Annotated in this window: 20 protein-coding genes; 19 read left to right on the forward strand and 1 reads right to left on the reverse strand. The window is 66.6% G+C overall.

What is annotated here, in order from left to right:
* Positions 1-71 precede the first annotated feature (71 nt).
* The 19 genes from ftsY (at position 72) to IDF66_RS19030 (ending at position 17084) form a co-directional block, all read left to right on the forward strand.
* On the forward strand, positions 72-1622 hold the full coding sequence (gene ftsY, locus IDF66_RS18940) for a signal recognition particle-docking protein FtsY (protein WP_190268178.1): 1551 nt from the start codon (positions 72-74) through the stop codon (positions 1620-1622).
* A 229-nt stretch (positions 1623-1851) separates the two neighbouring features.
* The gene (locus IDF66_RS18945) at positions 1852-3195 is read left to right on the forward strand and encodes an ammonium transporter (RefSeq protein ID WP_190268179.1); all 1344 of its coding nucleotides are present in this window, start codon (positions 1852-1854) and stop codon (positions 3193-3195) included.
* A gap of 49 nt (positions 3196-3244) precedes the next feature.
* Positions 3245-3583 carry a P-II family nitrogen regulator gene (locus IDF66_RS18950; protein WP_005176661.1) on the forward strand — a complete coding sequence of 113 codons (339 nt, stop codon included), beginning with the start codon at positions 3245-3247 and terminating at the stop codon, positions 3581-3583.
* 9 nt (positions 3584-3592) lie between these two features.
* Complete coding sequence (locus tag IDF66_RS18955) at positions 3593-6232, forward strand: [protein-PII] uridylyltransferase (RefSeq protein WP_190268180.1); 2640 nt, start codon at positions 3593-3595, stop codon at positions 6230-6232.
* A gap of 105 nt (positions 6233-6337) precedes the next feature.
* Positions 6338-7906, forward strand: a complete 1569-nt coding sequence (ffh, locus tag IDF66_RS18960) for a signal recognition particle protein (protein WP_164306664.1) — start codon at positions 6338-6340, stop codon at positions 7904-7906.
* Positions 7907-7923: 17 nt separating this feature from the next.
* The gene (locus tag IDF66_RS18965; RefSeq protein WP_190268375.1) at positions 7924-9021 is read left to right on the forward strand and encodes an amidohydrolase family protein; all 1098 of its coding nucleotides are present in this window, start codon (positions 7924-7926) and stop codon (positions 9019-9021) included.
* A 472-nt stretch (positions 9022-9493) separates the two neighbouring features.
* Positions 9494-9949: a 30S ribosomal protein S16 gene (gene rpsP / locus IDF66_RS18970; protein ID WP_190268181.1), complete on the forward strand. Its 456-nt coding sequence runs from the start codon at positions 9494-9496 to the stop codon at positions 9947-9949.
* On the forward strand, positions 9946-10188 hold the full coding sequence (locus IDF66_RS18975) for an RNA-binding protein (protein ID WP_124706967.1): 243 nt from the start codon (positions 9946-9948) through the stop codon (positions 10186-10188). Before rpsP ends, IDF66_RS18975 begins: the two co-directional genes overlap by 4 nt.
* A 17-nt stretch (positions 10189-10205) precedes the next feature.
* The gene (gene rimM, locus IDF66_RS18980) at positions 10206-10724 is read left to right on the forward strand and encodes a ribosome maturation factor RimM (protein ID WP_190268182.1); all 519 of its coding nucleotides are present in this window, start codon (positions 10206-10208) and stop codon (positions 10722-10724) included.
* Positions 10725-10726: 2 nt separating this feature from the next.
* Positions 10727-11431 (forward strand): tRNA (guanosine(37)-N1)-methyltransferase TrmD, encoded by a 705-nt coding sequence (trmD, locus tag IDF66_RS18985; protein ID WP_190268183.1) that lies wholly within the window; start codon positions 10727-10729, stop codon positions 11429-11431.
* 95 nt (positions 11432-11526) lie between these two features.
* Positions 11527-11892, forward strand: coding sequence for a YbaB/EbfC family nucleoid-associated protein (locus IDF66_RS18990; protein ID WP_203588449.1), 366 nt, complete (start codon positions 11527-11529; stop codon positions 11890-11892).
* Positions 11885-12247 (forward strand): hypothetical protein, encoded by a 363-nt coding sequence (locus IDF66_RS18995; RefSeq protein WP_190268184.1) that lies wholly within the window; start codon positions 11885-11887, stop codon positions 12245-12247. Before IDF66_RS18990 ends, IDF66_RS18995 begins: the two co-directional genes overlap by 8 nt.
* A complete protein-coding gene (locus IDF66_RS19000) occupies positions 12244-13299 on the forward strand; it encodes a hypothetical protein (RefSeq protein WP_190268185.1) in 1056 nt (351 codons plus the stop codon). The genes IDF66_RS18995 and IDF66_RS19000 overlap by 4 nt, the downstream gene beginning before the upstream one ends.
* Positions 13296-13748 (forward strand): hypothetical protein, encoded by a 453-nt coding sequence (locus IDF66_RS19005; RefSeq protein ID WP_190268186.1) that lies wholly within the window; start codon positions 13296-13298, stop codon positions 13746-13748. Before IDF66_RS19000 ends, IDF66_RS19005 begins: the two co-directional genes overlap by 4 nt.
* Positions 13749-13770: 22 nt before the next feature.
* Positions 13771-14745: a hypothetical protein gene (locus tag IDF66_RS19010; protein ID WP_164306671.1), complete on the forward strand. Its 975-nt coding sequence runs from the start codon at positions 13771-13773 to the stop codon at positions 14743-14745.
* 78 nt (positions 14746-14823) lie between these two features.
* Positions 14824-15165, forward strand: a complete 342-nt coding sequence (rplS, locus tag IDF66_RS19015) for a 50S ribosomal protein L19 (protein ID WP_164306672.1) — start codon at positions 14824-14826, stop codon at positions 15163-15165.
* An 18-nt stretch (positions 15166-15183) separates the two neighbouring features.
* Positions 15184-16056 (forward strand): signal peptidase I, encoded by an 873-nt coding sequence (gene lepB / locus IDF66_RS19020; protein ID WP_164306673.1) that lies wholly within the window; start codon positions 15184-15186, stop codon positions 16054-16056.
* 34 nt (positions 16057-16090) lie between these two features.
* On the forward strand, positions 16091-16783 hold the full coding sequence (locus IDF66_RS19025; protein WP_164306674.1) for a ribonuclease HII: 693 nt from the start codon (positions 16091-16093) through the stop codon (positions 16781-16783).
* Positions 16773-17084 (forward strand): DUF2469 domain-containing protein, encoded by a 312-nt coding sequence (locus IDF66_RS19030; protein ID WP_124706974.1) that lies wholly within the window; start codon positions 16773-16775, stop codon positions 17082-17084. Before IDF66_RS19025 ends, IDF66_RS19030 begins: the two co-directional genes overlap by 11 nt.
* Positions 17085-17140: 56 nt before the next feature.
* Here the strand turns inward: IDF66_RS19030 and IDF66_RS24155 are convergent, their stop codons facing one another.
* On the reverse strand, positions 17141-17740 hold the full coding sequence (locus IDF66_RS24155) for a DUF3558 family protein (protein WP_190268187.1): 600 nt from the start codon (positions 17738-17740) through the stop codon (positions 17141-17143).
* Positions 17741-17863 lie beyond the last annotated feature (123 nt).

Genomic DNA, 17863 nt, shown 5'->3' on the forward strand with positions numbered 1-17863 from the left:
CGTTCAGCCTCACGTGCGACCCTGATCGGGTAGCTCGCTCGTATCAACCACAACGACAGGGGTCTACCGGAGTGAACACCGCAGTCATCATCGGCATCGTTGTCGCCGTCATCGTGCTCATCGCGCTGGTCGTTCTCGGCGTGATGTTGTCGCGGCGACGGCGGATCTCGCTGTCCGACGATTCGGGGACACAGCGGCCCGTCGACGGTACTACCAGGCAGGTCGACAAGTCGGGCGGTTATCAAGCGGGCTCGGGATTCAACTTCAGCCAGGGCGGCGGCGGGGTCGGTCTCGCCGAACCCCCGGAGCCGGTGGTGCGTCCCGGTACCGAACGCACCGAGGTCGACGGCCAGCCCGGTGTCGGTGATGACGCGTCGGTACCCCGCGACTCCGCGCAGCGCGGTATTCGGGACGTCGCGCTGCCCGACGCGGATGCGGACACCGGCACGCAGACCCTGCCAGACGACACCACCGAGACATCGGCACCCGACGACGTCGCCGCGGCCCCGAGCTCAGCGCCCGAGGCGCCCGCGGTCGAACCCGCAGAACCGGAACCCGCGCCCGAGCCCGCGGCGCCGGAGGCACCTGAGGCGCCGGCGACATCCGAGGTGCCGGTCGCTGAACCGGCAGCAGCCGAACCCACAGCAGTCGAACCCGCAGCACCCGAGGCGGCCCCGACCGCCGCACCCGAACTCGACGAGATCGCCCCGACGGCGGGCCGGCTCGGCCGTCTGCGCGGGCGGCTGTCCCGATCCCAGGGCGCGATCGGTAAGAGCATGCTCGGCCTGCTCGGGGCCGGCGATCTGGACGAGGAGAGCTGGGAGGACATCGAGGACACGCTCTTGATGGCCGATCTCGGCACGGCGTCCACGATGGCGGTCGTCGAGCGTCTGCGGACCGAACTCGCCACGTCGAGCGTGCGTACCGCCGACGACGCACGCGCGCTGCTCAAGCGGGTGCTCGTCGAGCAGTTGCGTCCCGGGTTCGACCGCTCGGTCCGTGCCCTGCCGCATGCCGGACAGCCCGCCGTGGTCCTGGTGGTCGGGGTCAACGGGACCGGGAAGACGACGACCACCGGAAAACTGGCGCGGGTGCTGGTGGCCGACGGCCGACGCGTGCTGTTGGGTGCCGCGGACACCTTCCGCGCGGCTGCTGCCGACCAGCTGCAGACCTGGGGCGAACGAGTCGGCGCGGAGGTGGTCCGGGGCAAGGAACAGGCGGATCCGGCATCTGTGGCCTTCGACGCCGTCGTCAAGGGCATCGATCACGGTGCCGACGTGGTGATGATCGACACCGCGGGGAGGCTGCACACCAAGACCGGTCTGATGGACGAGTTGGGCAAGGTCAAGCGGGTCGTCGAGAAGAAGGCGCCGGTCGACGAGGTTCTGCTCGTGCTCGACGCCACGGTGGGCCAGAACGGGCTCACCCAGGCGCGGGTGTTCGCCGAAGTCGTCGACATCACGGGCGTGGTCCTGACCAAGCTGGACGGCACCGCCAAGGGCGGCATCGTGTTCCACGTGCAGGAAGAGCTCGGCGTACCGGTGAAGCTCGTCGGCCTCGGCGAGGGCGCCGACGACCTGGCGCCGTTCGAGCCGGAGGCATTTGTCGACGCGCTGCTGTAGAAGATTCACCGCTCTGAAATCGAGCTTCAGAGAACGTGAATTCGCGGTCGGCGATTCTTCGAAGGGCCTGAGAACCCGCTGAGGCACGACCTGCGCTGTTACCCGCAGGAAATATAAACCGGCGAGTGGTTCACATTCTCGAAACGTCTGAGCACCACGGATGAAACCGACTGCCGACAGTCTCTTTGCAGGCGCCGAGCCGTCGGCGCACTCTGAGGAGGTTTCTACAGTGGTTTTGGCACTGCCAGACGACGCTTTCGCAGTTCCAGATGCCGGCAATACAGCGTGGATGCTCGCCAGTGCGTCGATGGTTCTGTTGATGACGCCGGCATTGGCCTTCTTTTACGGGGGGCTGTCGCGGGGCAAGTCGGTTCTGAACATGATGATGATGTCCTTCGGCTCGATCGCGACCGTCAGTGTCGTGTACGTGCTGTGGGGCTTCTCGATGGCTTTCGGTAATGGCATCACAGGCGACGACGACATCTGGGGCGTCTTCTCGAACCCGTTCGCGCTCTTCGGGTCCAATCAGTTGATGGAGACCAAAGAGGTGACCAAGGGTGGCGAGGCGGTCGAGCAGGTCGTCACCGGCGGGCTCACGATCCCGTCGACGGTGTTCCTCGCATTCCAGCTGACCTTCGCGGTCATCACGGTCGCACTCATCTCGGGCTCGCTCGCCGAGCGTGTGAAGTTCTCGACGTGGCTGGTGTTCTCGGTCGTCTGGGCGACGATCGTGTACTTCCCGCTGTCGCACATGGTCTGGGGTGGCGGCATCATGTCCGGCGCCGAGAACGGCTTCGCCTCATGGATGTTCGGCACCACCGACGGCGCAGCGACTGTGGCGCCGATCGACTTCGCCGGCGGCACCGTGGTCCACATCAACGCCGGTATGGCAGGCCTCGTGCTCGCCGTGATCATCGGTTCCCGTGCCGGATTCGGCAAGACCGCGTACCGGCCGCACAACATCCCGTTCGTGATGCTCGGTGCGGCCCTCCTGTGGTTCGGATGGTTCGGATTCAACGCCGGATCGGAACTCGCCGCCGACATGGTCGCAGGCAAGGTGTGGATCAACACGACTGCGGCAACCGCCGCCGCGATGATCGGCTGGCTGGCCGTGGAGTGGATTCGCGATCGGCACCCCACCTCGGTCGGTGCGGCATCGGGAATCGTCGCAGGTCTGGTCGCTATCACGCCGGCCTGTGGGGCGCTGACCCCGGTCGGATCGATGATCCTGGGTGTCGTCGCCGGAATCCTGTCCGCGCTCGCCATCAGCCTGAAGAACAAGTTCGGCTACGACGACTCGCTCGACGTCGTCGGTGTGCACCTCGTCTCGGGTCTCTGGGGCACGATCGGCATCGGTCTGCTGGCCGAGGAGACCGGTCTGTTCTACGGACACGACTACAAGCAGCTCGTCGTGCAGATCGTCATCGCACTCTTCGCCCTGGTGTTCACCGGTGTCCTCACCGCGATCATCGCGCTGGTCCTCAAGCCGCTGGGCTGGAAGGTCAGCCAGGAAGACGAGCACAACGGCATCGACGAGGCGGAACATGCGGAGACGGCATATGAACTCGCATGAATCCCTGCACTTTCGCTACTACGCTGATTCTTGTGGAGAGGGATAACTCATGAAGCTGATCACCGCAATCGTGAAACCGTTCACGCTTGAGGACGTCAAAGCAGGTTTGGAGCAGGCCGGAATCCTGGGTATGACCGTCAGTGAGGTCCAGGGCTACGGACGGCAGAAGGGCCACACCGAGGTGTACCGAGGCGCCGAGTACTCGGTGGACTTCGTACCCAAGGTCCGCGTCGAGGTCGTCGTCGACGACGCGGCGGTGGACAAGGTCGTGGACGTCATCGTGGAGGCGGCACGCACCGGCAAGATCGGTGACGGAAAGGTGTGGGTGTCGCCGGTGGAGTCGGTCGTTCGCGTCCGCACCGGTGAGCGCGGCGCCGACGCGCTGTAAGCCGGGCCGATGCCCTTTCTCAACCCATCTCACGGCCCCGCGTCTGATGATTCAGGCGCGGGGCCGCGTCCTGCACGTCCGATTCCCGAGACACCCGTGGCCGCAACCGATCTCGCTGCCACCCGCCGCCAGCTCCTGGAGTCGGGCAAGAGCGGGAAGCTCGACGCCCCGGGCCTTCGGCAGGTGCTCGTCGACCTTCACGAATTCTGGCTGACGTCCAAGGGCGTCGAACTCGGGATACGACCCGACAGTGGGTACTCGATCATCGCGGTCGGCGGCCTCGGACGCGGCGAACTGTTGCCGTTCTCCGATCTCGATCTCATCCTGTTGCACGACGACATGCCACCGGACGAGGTCGCCGAGGTGGCCGACGGCCTGTGGTACCCGTTGTGGGACGCCAACATTCCGCTCGATCACAGCGTGCGCACGGTCCCGCAGGCACTCCAGGTCGCCACCGAGGACGTCAGTGCCGCACTCGGATTGCTCGAGGCGCGGCACATCGTCGGTGACGAGGATCTGTCCACCTTGCTGATCGGCGGTATCCGCCAGCAGTGGCGCACCGACATCCGTGATCGGTTCCCCGCAGTCGTCGCGCATGCGCAGGATCGCTGGCGTCGCGCCGGTGACATCGCGCATCGCGCCGAGCCGGACCTGAAGAACGGTCGCGGCGGTCTGCGTGACGTCCAGCTGCTCGGTGCGCTGGCCATCGCGCAACTCACCGACGGGATGGCGAGCCTGCGGCCGGACTCGCCGGGTGCAGGCCCACAGGTCGCCTACGGCCGACTGCTGGACATCCGTACCGAATTGCATCGGATCGCCGGTCGTCCCCGGGAGCAGGTCCGCGCACAGGACGCCGACGAGATCGGTGCGGCCCTGCGGATCGGCGACCGTTTCGACCTGGCACGGGTCATCAGCGATTCGGCCCGCACCATCAGCTATTCCATCGATGTCGGCCTGCGGACCGCGGGTAATGCGTTGCCGCGCCGGGGTCTCGCGAAACTGCGCCGATCGCCGATCCGCCGCCCGCTGGATGAGGGCGTGGTGGAGCACAACGGGGAGATCGTGTTGGCGCGCAACGCGATTCCCAGTAAGGACCCGGGGCTCATCCTGCGGGTGGCGTCGGCATCGGCGCGCACAGGTCTGCCGATCAGTGCGTCGACCCTCAGCCGTCTGGCCGACTACGCCCCCGAACTCAGGGAACCGTGGCCCGCCGAGGCCCTCAGCGATCTTCTCGTGCTGTTGGGGTCGGGCCATCACATGGTCGACCCCATCGAGGCCCTCGACCGGACCGGGCTGTGGGGGCGGCTGTTGCCGGAGTGGGGTGCGGTTCGTGACCTGCCGCCACGTGATGCCATCCACACATGGACCGTCGACCGTCACCTGGTGGAGACGGCGGCACATGCCGGGTCGATGACCACGCGGGTGTCGCGTCCGGACCTGTTGGTGCTCGGTGCGTTGATCCATGATCTCGGAAAGGGACGGGGTGCCGATCACAGCATCGTGGGCGCGGACCTGGCCATCCAGGTGGGCAATCGTTTCGGGCTCTGGCCGCAGGATGTGACTCTCCTGTCGGAGATGGTCCGGCATCATCTCCTCCTGCCGAGTGTGGCGACCCGCCGCGACCTCGACGACCCGGCGACCGCGGAATCGGTGGCCACGACCCTCGGCCACAACAGGACGCTGCTCGAGCTGCTCGCGACGCTCGCCGAGGCGGACTCGCTCGCGACGGGACCCGGGGTGTGGGGCGAGTGGAAGGCCTCATTGATCAACGACCTCGTGCGGCGTGCGCTCCGATTGATCGACGGGGGCGAGCCGGCCAGACCGGAGTCGTTGTCGCCGGAGCAGATCGCGTTGGCGGAGGCCGGCGGGTTCGCGGTGGTCATGTCGCCTGCCGACGGCCCGCACACCTTCCGGGTGACGATGGTCGCCCCGGACCAGCCCGGCCTGCTGTCCAAGATGGCCGGCGTGCTGGCGCTCAACGGTCTTCGATCGCACTCGGCGACGGTCCAGGGTCACGGGGGCAGTGCGGTGAACTCGTTCGTCGTGGTCCCGCTCTTCGGCAGCCCGCCCGAGGGCGGGCTGATGCGCCAGCAGCTGATGGCCGCGATCGACGGCAAGATCGACGTGCTGGCCCGGCTCGACGCACGGGAGGCCGAATCGCCGATCCCGACGATCGGGTCGGTGTCGGCGACACCCGGGGTGTCGGCGGGAACGGGCGCCTCGGCGGGCAGCACCGACCCGGCGGTCGATGGTGCGGGCCACCCGAAGACCGCCGTGCCCGCTCTGTTCGCGGTCGCACCGCCCCGCGTCATCTGGATCGATCTCGATGCTGCCGACTCACCCGCCGATCCCGGCGACGTCCTGATGGAGTTGCGGACCGATGACCGCATCGGTCTGTTGAGCCGTGTCAGCGCGGTGATCGAACGGCACGGCGCACAGGTGCGCTGGGCCAAGGTCGCCACCCTGGGCAGCACCGTCGTCGACACGTTCTGCCTACGTCTCGACGACGACACCGCGTCGGGCAGGACACGCCTGGCCGACGACGTCATCGCGGTGTGTCCGCCGCCGCAACCGCGTGCCGAAGGCGATGACGGCGACGGCCCGCAGCATCATGGCGGGACCGCGCGGTCGGGGGTGCCGATCAGCTGAGCGGCACCCGCCGGACGGACACGACGACCACACGACCACGCGCCGGTGAACCATTCCGACACCGGAGGTGATCGGGCCGGGGCACGAGCATGGAAGACTAGAGGCATGTTCGATTCGCTTTCCGATCGGTTGGCCGATGCCCTGAAGGATCTTCGCGGTAAGGGCCGGTTGTCCGATGCCGACATCGACCGCACCTGCCGTGAGATACGGCTGGCGTTGCTCGAGGCCGACGTCTCCCTGCCCGTGGTCCGTGGCTTCATCGCCAAGGTCAAGGAGCGCGCCAAGGGCGCCGAGGTGTCCGGTGCGTTGAACCCTGCCCAGCAGGTCGTCAAGATCGTCAACGACGAGCTCGTCGGGATCCTGGGTGGCGAGACGCGTCGGATCACGTTCGCGAAGAACCCGCCGACGGTGATCATGCTGGCGGGCCTGCAGGGTGCCGGTAAGACCACCCTGGCGGGCAAGCTCGGTCACTGGCTGCAGAAGCAGGGCCACACACCGCTGCTGGTGGCCTGCGACCTGCAGCGTCCCGGCGCGGTCTCGCAGCTGCAGATCGTCGGTGAGCGTGCCGGGGTCAAGGTCTTCGCGCCGCATCCCGGGACCAGCATCGGCGGCGAGGGCCAGCTGGGTGTCACAGCGGGCGATCCGGTGTCGGTGGCGCGCAGTGGCGTGGCCGAGGCGGCCGCCCAGCACCACGACGTCGTGGTGATCGACACCGCGGGTCGCCTGGGTATCGACCAGGAGCTCATGAAGCAGGCATCGGACATCCGTGATGCCACCGAACCGGATGAGGTCCTGTTCGTCGTCGACGCGATGATCGGTCAGGACGCGGTGTCCACCGCCGAGGCCTTCCAGGACGGAGTCGGGTTCACCGGCGTCGTGCTCACCAAACTGGACGGCGATGCCCGTGGTGGTGCGGCGCTCTCGGTGCGTGAGGTCACCGGACGTCCCATCATGTTCGCGTCGTCTGGCGAGAAGCTCGACGATTTCGACGTCTTCCACCCGGACCGGATGGCCAGTCGGATTCTCGGGATGGGCGACGTGCTGTCGCTCATCGAACAGGCCGAACAGCATTGGGACACCCAGCAGGCCGAGGCGGCGGCGGCGAAGATCACCCAGGGGGAATTGACCCTCGAGGACTTCCTCGAGCAGATGCTGATGATCCGCAAGATGGGTCCGATCGGCAACATCCTGGGCATGTTGCCCGGCGCAGGCCAGATGAAGGATGCGTTGTCGCAGGTCGACGACAAGCAGCTCGACCGCGTGCAGGCGATCATCCGCGGGATGACGCCTGCGGAGAGAGACAACCCGAAGATCATCAACGCGTCGCGCAGGCTGCGTATCGCCAACGGCTCGGGTGTCGCGGTCAGCGAGGTCAATCAGCTCGTCGACCGGTTCTACGACGCCCGCAAGATGATGTCGCAGATGTCCGGCCGGATGGGTATGGGCGGCGGGGGACGCAAGACCAACCGTAAGAAGGGCAAGGGCAAGAAGGGCAAGGGCCGCGGGCCCACGCCACCGAAGGCCGCGCGTGCCGGTTTCCCCGGCATGGGCGGTATGCCCGGGATGCCTGCCGGTTTCCCCGACCTGTCCAACATGCCTGCGGGCCTCGACGAGCTGCCACCGGGGCTCGAAGGCCTCGACGTCAGCCAATTCCAGCCCAAGAAGAAGAAGTAGCCGCGGTGGCCGGACCGATGGGAATCGGGTCGGCGCCCGCCGACGACGTGCGGCACTACCGTGGGCGAGACCCGTTCAGTGACGAACAGATCGACCTCTGGGTGGTCGGTGACACCATCACCCGCGAGCCGGTGGCATCCGCGCGCACCGTCCTCGACGGCGGCTGGATCATCCCGGGCCTGGTGGACGCGCACAACCACGTCGGGATCGCGCCGGGGCTCGGCGTCACCATCGACCGGGCGCGCGAGTATGCGAAGGCAGATGCGCGCGCAGGCACATTGCTGATCCGCGAGGTGGGGTCGCCACTGGACACCCACCCGCTCGACGACGACCCGGCCTGCCCGCGCTTCATCCGGTCGGGCAAGCACATCGCGCGCCCGAAACGCTATCTGCGGGATTACGGCGTCGACCTGGAGAATCCGGACGAGCTCGCCGACGAGGTGACCAGGCAGGCGCGCGATGGCGACGGCTGGGTGAAGATCGTGGGCGATTGGATCGACCGTGAGGTGGGGGATCTCGCGCCGCTGTGGACGCGGCGACAACTCGATGCGGCAGTGGCCGCCGCGCACGCGGAGGGAGCGCGGATCACCGCCCACGTCTTCGGCTCCGATGCGCTGCCCGACCTCATCGGCGCCGGAGTCGACTGCATCGAACACGGCACCGGACTGACGGCGGATCTCGTCGACGAGATGGTCGAACGGTCGATCTCGTTGGTGCCCACCCTGATCCAGGTGGAGAACTTCCCGGGTATCGCCGATGGCGCGGATCGGTTCCCGACCTATCAGGCGAACATGCGCAAGCTCTACCAGAATGCGGAGGCCGTGTTCGCGACCGCCCGTGAGGCGGGGATCACGATGTTCGCCGGCACCGATGCGGGTGGGTTCGTGGAGCACGGGCGGATCGTCGACGAGATCGTGGCGATGGCCGCGGTCGGCTTCGGGGCGGAGGGTGCGTTGCGGGCCGCCAGCGTCGCGCCGCGGGAGTGGCTCGGTGCAGGCGTCCTCGGCGAGGGCGATCGTGCCGACTTCATCGTCCTCGACGACGACCCACGTGAAGACCTGACGACCCTGCGCCGACCGCGATCGATTGTTTGCTCCGGGCTAACCGTTTCCTGATCTCATCGAGCACAAAACCCCAGCTCGCGTCCGTGGCTGTGACGCATTCGTGTGAGGTACTCCACGTTCGTCCAACTGGTACCGCTAACTTACTGGCTGGTAATGTAACGTCCGCGTTGCATGGGTTCGCGGGCGCGGAGACATCGCCGACTTCACCCCGAGGCAGGTCAGGGGAGGGCCGCCACGGGAGATATCGGTGAGTCGGGGTCTTCGCGGTCGGCACGCGACATGTGGTTACCTTCAGCGGGGTGGGTAACCACATGTCGAACCCCGTGCGCGACCTCGTGGAGGTCGACGCCGCAGCGTCGATTCGACGCGGTTTTTGCTCCGGCAGTCCGGTCTGGCAGAATGGCACGCTGGTTCGTCGGACCCGGTTACGCACCGACCGACGGTCACACCACAACAGATCGCAAAACCGGGTCCGTCACCGGACGGGCCGCTGAATTGCGCAGTGACCACTCGAGGAAGAAACATGGCTGTCAAGATCAAACTCACGCGTCTCGGCAAGATTCGCAACCCGCAGTACCGCATCGTCGTCGCTGATTCTCGGACCCGCCGCAACGGCCGGGTGATCGAGACCATCGGCAAGTACCACCCGAAGGAAGAGCCGAGCCTGATCGAGGTCGATTCGGACCGCGCGCAGTACTGGCTGGGCGTCGGCGCACAGCCGACCGAGCCCGTCGCGGCCATCCTGAAGGTCACCGGTGACTGGCAGAAGTACAAGGGCCTCCCGGGCGCCGAGGGCACCCTGAAGACCAAGGAGCCGAAGCCGTCGAAGCTCGACCTCTTCAACGCCGCGTTGGCCGCCGCCGACAGCGGACCGGCCGCCGAGGCCACCACCCCGAAGAAGAAGGCTGCCAAGAAGGCCGACGACGAGACCTCCGCCGACGCCGCCGCGACCACCGGTGACGACAAGGCCGACGCGTGACCGCAGTCGTCGCTGACGCGGTCGAGCACCTCGTCCGTGGCATCGTCGCGAACCCGGACGATGTCCGTGTCGAGATGATCACCGGCCGTCGTGGCCGGCTTGTCGAGGTGCACGTCAACCCCGAGGATCTCGGCAAGGTGATCGGTCGCAACGGCCGCACCGCGACCGCACTGCGTACCCTCGTCACCGGCATCGGTGGCCGCGGTATGCGCGTGGACATCGTCGACACCGATCGCTGAGCGAGAACGATTCCGCGATGGATCTCGTGGTCGGCCGTGTGGCCAAATCTCACGGTGTTCGCGGTGAAGTCGTCGTCGATATCCGCACCGACGATCCGGAGTCGCGATTCGCTCCCGGCACCGACCTGCGAGGCCGACTGCCTCGCGGCGGCGGGGAGAAGACATTCACGGTGACAGCCGCCCGGCAGCATGCCGGGCGGCTGTTGCTGTCCCTGGATGAGGTGGCCGACCGGTCGGCGGCAGATGCTCTGCGCGGCACGCTGTTTCTGATCGACAGCACCGATGTCGACTCGGGTGATGACCCCGACGAATTCTACGATCACGAACTCGAGGGTCTGCCGGTCTCGACGATCGACGGCAGGGAGGTCGGCAGGGTCGCATCCGTGCTGCACCTGCCCGGCGGGGAGATCCTCGCCGTCACGACCCCGGAGGGCGCCGAGGTGCTGATCCCGTTCGTCCGCGAGATCGTGCCGACCGTGACCTCCGATCTGATCGAGATAGATCCCCCCGACGGTCTGCTCGACCCCGAGGCGTGACGATGCGCATCGACGTCGTCTCGATCTTTCCCGAGTATCTCGACCCGTTGCGGTTTGCCCTGCTGGGCAAGGCGATCGACGCGGGCCGCATCAGCGTCGACGTGCATGACCTGCGTACGTGGACCCATGACGTGCATCGCAGCGTCGACGACTCGCCGTACGGTGGTGGGCCCGGGATGGTCATGAAGCCCGAGGTGTGGGGACCGTGTCTGGACGAGGTGTGTCCTGACGACGCGCTGCTCGTCGTCCCGACCCCCGCGGGCGTGCCGTTCACCCAGGAGACCGCACAGCGCTGGAGCGCGGAAGATCATCTGGTGTTCGCGTGTGGGCGATACGAGGGAATCGACCAGCGCGTCTTCGACGACGCGGCGCGTCGCGTACGGGTCGAGGAGGTCTCCCTCGGCGACTTCGTGCTCATCGGGGGCGAGGTCGCGACGATGGCGATGATCGAGGCCACTGTCCGGCTGATCGATGGCGTACTCGGCAATCCCCAGTCGCACCAAGAGGATTCGTTCTCCGACGGGCTGCTCGAGGGTCCGAGCTACACGCGGCCGGTGTCGTGGCGCGGCCTCGACGTGCCCCCGGTGCTGCTCAGCGGCGACCATGCGAAGGTGGCGGCGTGGCGGCACGAGCAGTCGCTGGCGCGGACGGCTGCGCGCAGACCGGACCTGCTGCCTCGCGGATCTCATGACGAGAGTGCCGAGTGACCAAGCGGTCGGCCCGACCCGTTGCCTGCCGTCCGGTGTGACGCTCGAATCTCGCGTGAGCGGCCGCTAGGATTGCTCGACCGGGAGGGGGTCGGATGATGGCGGACCGATGGGCGGCGATGCTCGAAGAGCTGTCTCGTCAGCGGTCGGAGTTGACCCGGGTCGGAGAGGCGATGGCCGGGCTGACCGCTCACGCTGTCAGCACCGATCGCCTGGTGTCGGTCACCGTCGACGCCCGTGGGTTGCTGCACGATCTGACGATCGATCCCCGCGCCATGCGTCGTTACCGGGCCGACCAGCTCTCGGCGCAGATCACCGCGCTCGTCGCCGAGGCAGATCAGCGGTTACATGACCAGCGGAACCAGATCTACACCGCGGCCGTCCAACCATCACCGGACTATTCAGATATCCGATTGGGTGAGGGCGCAAGCCCGCGACGGGCGGGGGACACGAATGACTGACACATCGTTTCCCGGCGAGCATGGCCGTCCATCGCCGGGCGCCGGGCGACTCGATGTCGACGTCGACTCGTTGACCCGGCTCACCGCCCGCCTCGCGGCCGTGGACACCCGGTTCGGGTGGCTTGCCGTCGAGGTGACCGACGCGCTCGCCGAGGCCGATGCCGCGATCGGCGTCGATGATGCCGCACGCGCATTTCGCACTGGATTCGCCGGCCTCACCACCGACCTCGCGGGAGCGTCGGCCGGGGTGGCGCGAGCATTGGCAGATCATCAGATGCTGATCGCCCGCGGCGTGCGTGACATCGGCGGCGCAGACGACGAGGCAGGTCTGCGGTTGAAGTCGGGCGACCGATGACCACGGGGCCGACGCCGATGAGCGTGCCGCCCGAGATCCGTGCCCTGGCCGAGCAATTGGCTCCCGGCACGTGGCCGAGTGCCGACGTCCGCGGACTGCGAGCGGCGGCCGCCCGCTGCCGTGATCTGGCGTCGCGCGCGGCCGACCTGGCCGTGGAGGTTGTTGCGGCGCATCGTGACCATGTGATCGGTGCCGGTGCCTTCCACGACGGGGTCGTCGAGGGCGGGCGCGCGCTGACCGGCTCTCCGGACACGGGATTCGGGCGGCTGATCGGGCGGCTCGAGTCGACTGCGAAGACGCTGGACAGTTACGCGGATGCCGCGGCGACCACGCACAACGAGATGGCCGTGATCGCGTCGCTCGCCGACCGGGAGCGACTGCGATCGGACCTGCTCGCGACGCTGGGGGACGACTCCGCGCGCGTTGTCACCGCCGGTGGCGGCCGGATGGCACTGACGGCGGCCGGCGAGGACTACACCGACGCGGCCGGGGGCGCCGGCCACCGACACCACGACGACCAGGCACAGCCCGCCGCGACCAGCGGCATGCTGCCGTTCTCGGCGATGAGTGGACTGGCCGCGGGAGCCGGCGCGCTGGCCGCCTCACACGCCGGGACGGTGAGTCCCGACCCGGCGGAACTCAGCGGTCCCGACACTAACTGGCTGCAACGGCGGGCCGCCCAGCTGCAGTCGGGACTGCCGTCGTCGGTGGCGGGCTGGGTCCGGATGGCCGTGGGTATCGGCGTGTCCGCCGACGGATCCCGTGCGGTGGTGATCGGCACCAGCGACCCGTATCCCTATCTGCGCGAAGGGATCACGCTCAGCGCCGGCGAGATCATCGCCGGCAACGGCCGGGCAGCCGAACTCGCCGTCGTCGACCACATGACCGCATCCGGGATCAGCCTGCAGGCGATCGCATCGGCGACGCCGATGGCACCGGGGACCCTTGCCGCACTCGCCGGAACCGATGCCGAGTTGTTCGCGCCGGACGAGCACGGATCTCACGACGGACTTCCGTCGCTCTCCCACGAGCCGGGGAGTGATCACCCATGAGCGGCCGGGTCACGCGACTACCCGAGGACGTCGCCGAACTGGTGGACCGCGTGCCCGACAGTGATCTCGCCCCGTGCATGTACTTTCTGGCGATCACGGTGTTGTCGGGTGTCGACGTCGCCGACAGCGCGGAACTCGCCACCGCGCTGACGGAGTTGCGGGAACGCGGATCCGTATCGGCGGGACACCGGTTGGAGGTGGGCAGCCGCCTCGCGCAGTTGGAACAACGCGCGTTCATCGCGGGTCGTCGTGGTGACGACGAGGCGCGCGATCGAGCCTTCTTCCAGGCGCGCGCCGTGAACTGTCTGGTCCACGTGGTCGGGGCGGGTTCTGGGGCCGTCATCGCCCGGGAGCCGAGGGACCGGCTGCGAGAGGCCGCCTACGAGGCTGCGATCGCGTTCCGCGGGACGCCGGCGGTGGTGAGCGTCCTCAATCGCTACGCCGGGTGAACTGCGGCATTAACCTTGGCGTGTGCACCACTGGCTCTCGCATCGGGCCGCCGATTGGATGTCACACGACATCATCGAGCGGGGGCGATTGCCCCTGCTGGTGTTCTTCCTGGGATTGATCGTCGGATTCGTGGTGATCCGCATCAGCGTGCGATTGATCAGGGCCGACGTCGGCTGGTGGTTCTCCAACGTCACAGCCGGCGACACGCACGTCCACCACGTGGTGTTCGGGGTGGTCCTGACGCTGTTGTCCGGGCTCGGGTTGATCGCGTTCGCGCTCAGTGGTGATCAGGCCGCGATGTCCGTCCTGGCCGGGCTGTTCGGCGTCGGGGCCGCGCTCATCCTCGACGAGTTCGCGCTGATCTTCTACCTGCGCGACGTCTACTGGTCGCAAGAGGGTCGGACGTCGGTGGATGCGGTCTTCATCGCCCTCGCGGCCACCGGCATGATCCTGCTCGGATTCCGGCCTCTCGACCTCTACTTCGATGCTCTCCACGATCTGCGGATCGGACGGACGTTCGTGGTCGACCTGATCGCCGCGGTGCTGAACCTGGTGTTGGCTGCGATCGTCGTGTTGAAGGGCAAAGTGTGGACGGGCGTGATCGGGGTGTTCGCGTGGCCTCTGCTGATCGTCGGGGTGATCCGGCTGGCACGTCCGACCTCGCCGTGGGCGCGCTGGCGATATCTGTCGCGACCGAGGAAGCTGGAACGGGCGATCGAGCGTGAGCGGAAGCTCCGACGGCCGTTCGTGCGGGTGAAGATCTTCGTCCAGGATCTGGTTGCCGGCCGGCCCGACGTTCTGCCGCACGTCCGGGTCGCCACCGAGGATCGGCTCGATCGCGTGGTGCACCCGGCGCCACCACCACCGGCGATTTCGCCGCAGCGGGGTCTGTCTGGCACAATAGTCGGGTTGCCTGGCGATGATGTCCCACCTGCGGGACGTGGTCCCGGGACGCACCTTGACTCGGAGCACGAACCGGTCGAACCTCACACATGATCACCCGCGGGTCGGGGGGTCGAGTGCGGGCCGCCAGGTTCCTCTGTTCACGCGAACCGCCAGATTGGACCCACCACGATGAACACCCTCGACTTTCTCGACAAGCAGTCGCTGCGCGACGACATCCCCAAGTTCGGACCCGGCGACACCCTCGACGTCCACGTCAAGGTCATCGAGGGCTCGAAGGAGCGCGTCCAGGTGTTCAAGGGCGTCGTGATCCGTCGCCAGGGCGGTGGCGTGCGCGAGACCTTCACCGTGCGCAAGGTGTCCTTCGGCGTCGGCGTGGAGCGCACCTTCCCGGTGCACAGCCCGAACATCGCCAAGATCGACGTGGTCACCCGCGGTGACGTGCGTCGCGCGAAGCTCTACTACCTGCGCGATCTGCGCGGCAAGGCAGCCAAGATCAAGGAAAAGCGCTGACGCGTCTACCCTGACGACGTGGCTGACACACACTCCACGGGTGGGGAATCCGAACACGCTGCCGATCGCTCGTCCTCCGATGCGGGGGACTACGGCTGGGACCGTGACGGCGACCACCCCGACGAGCGCCCATGGCGCACCAAGAGTGACAAACCCGAGAAGCGTGGCTCGCTACTTCGTGAAGCAGTCATCATCATCGGCTGCGTGCTGCTGCTGACGTGGTTGTTGCAGACCTTCATCGGACGTCAGTACGTCATTCCGTCCGAATCGATGGAGCAGACCCTGCACGGTTGTGCCGGCTGCACCAACGACCGCATCGTCATCGACAAGCTGTCGTATCGCTTCGGCGACCCCAGCCCCGGTGACGTGGTGGTGTTCAAGGCTCCCAGCGAGTCATGGGACGGTGCGTGGCTCTCGCCCCGCTCCGAGAACCCGGTCGTGCACGGACTGCAGGATGGTCTGTCATGGTTCGGTTTCGCGCCGCCGGACGAGAACGATCTGGTGAAGCGCGTGATCGCCACCGGCGGGCAGACCGTGGAATGCAAGAACGCCGAGAACGTCGGGGTGAAGGTCAACGGCAAGCCGTTGACAGAGCCGTACGTCGACAAGCAGTTGCAGGCCGACGACGTCGCGGCCGGCAACGAGATGGCAGCGGGCCCCAACGGTCAGCCGAACTCCTGCTACGGACCCGACTTCGGTCCGGTCAAGGTGCCCGACGGCAACGTGTGGGTGATGGGGGACAACCGCGCCAATTCGGCGGATTCCCGGTTCCACATGGAGGACGAGTTCCACGGCACGGTGCCGGAGAGCGACATCCGAGGCAAGGTCCGATTCATCATCTATCCCTTCTCGCGGATCGGTGGTGTGTCCTCGCACAATCCCCAGTCATGACACCGGGGATAGCGCCGGTGTGGGGAGGTGAACTGTGAGCCGTTGGCCGCCGCGATTCCCGATTCGTCGGGCCGCAAGCCTGCGCACCTTCGAGTTCGCCCTGCATCGCAACGGGCTCGGTCCGGTCGCAGGCGTCGACGAAGCAGGTCGGGGAGCGTGCGCAGGACCGCTGGTGGTCGCCGCGTGCGTCCTCAAGCCCACGCAGATCGCCTCGCTCGCCGACCTCGACGACTCCAAGCGTCTGACCGAGGCGGTACGCGAGTCCCTGTACAAGGCGGTGACGAAGTACTCGTTGAGCTGGAGTGCCGTGATCATCGACGCTGATGAGATCGACCGGATCGGCATCCACGTCGCGAACATCGAAGGGATGCGTCGCGCGGTTGCCGGCCTCGACGTCACCCCCGGATACGTGCTGTCGGACGGATTCGTGGTGCCAGGGCTGACAGTGCCGTCGCTACCGGTGATCGGTGGCGATGGTGCCGCCGCCTGCATCGCCGCCGCCAGCATCATCGCCAAGGTGACCCGGGACCGGATCATGGTCGCGATGGACGCCGACCTCCCCGGTTACGATTTCGCCGTTCACAAGGGCTACAGCACGGCCCATCACATGGCTTGCATCGATCGTCACGGACCGTCGGTGCAGCACCGTATGTCCTACCGGAATGTCGCCGCGCGGGTGACGTCCGGCCCCCACCCGACCACGATAGGCTTGTCGAATGAGTGCTGAGGATCTCGAGAAGTACGAAACCGAGATGGAACTCTCCCTGTACCGCGAGTACAAGGACATTGTCGGTCAGTTCACCTACGTGGTGGAGACCGAACGGCGCTTCTACCTCGCCAACGCAGTGGAGATGGTCCCCCGCAACACCGACGGCGAGATCTACTTCGAGCTGCGCATGTCCGACGCCTGGGTCTGGGACATGTACCGACCCGCGCGCTTCGTCAAACAGGTCCGGGTCATCACGTTCAAGGACGTCAACATCGAGGAGCTCGAGAAGCCGGAACTCCGGCTCCCGGACGAGCCCTGATCTACCCCGCCCGCCCGCGTCCGCGATTATTGCTACGGATTCATTTGCGGGCGTGGTTATTTGGGGATTTTGTCGATCGTGGCTGTAACCATATCGATCGCATAGCCGCAGATCTCTGACACGGGGAGGCTTGGGCTCAGAGCGTAGTCGGCAAGGGTGATCACTCCGCTTCCTCCGGACTGAACATAGGTTGTGCAGCTTCCGGAATTGTCACTTGCCACACCGACATCACGTCCTTCGATATTCCTATCAGGTAGCCAGGTTGAGCCCACATGATTTTGCTGCTTGTACCAGGAAAGGCCATCTGAGTCGACGACCGTCTGCGAGATCGCAAGATATTCGGAACGGGGCGGCGAGTAACTCCAAGTGCATCCACGCAATGACTGTCCGTCTACTGTCGCCGCGTCCTTTACGCTGCCGGGATCGATACCTATGCGTGAGAGGCTATTCGGATCTGTCGTGCAAGGTTCATGGGACGTTCCATCATTTGAGCTGTTCCATCGCTGTGCGAAGTGATTGTTAAAGGGCAATGAAACGCCATTGTCGTCAGTCTGCCGTGGGCCAGTCGGCGTGCTGGAGATGGCAGGGCTTGATTGCTGCGTTGGGCTGCCGCTGATTTGTCCGGAGCAACCGGTGGCAAGTGAGGCCGCCAACATCAAAATGAATATGGCCGCATTGCGCAACGTCGGAACAGGGCCGTTAGTTTTCAAAGTCTTGGGTTAATTGAGAATCTGCATTGTGGATTGATTCGGCCGCAGCGAGACGTGTAGCGGCGAGAG

Source organism: Gordonia hankookensis, from assembly GCF_014673215.1.
In the GTDB taxonomy this organism is placed as follows: Bacteria; Actinomycetota; Actinomycetes; order Mycobacteriales; family Mycobacteriaceae; genus Gordonia; species Gordonia hankookensis.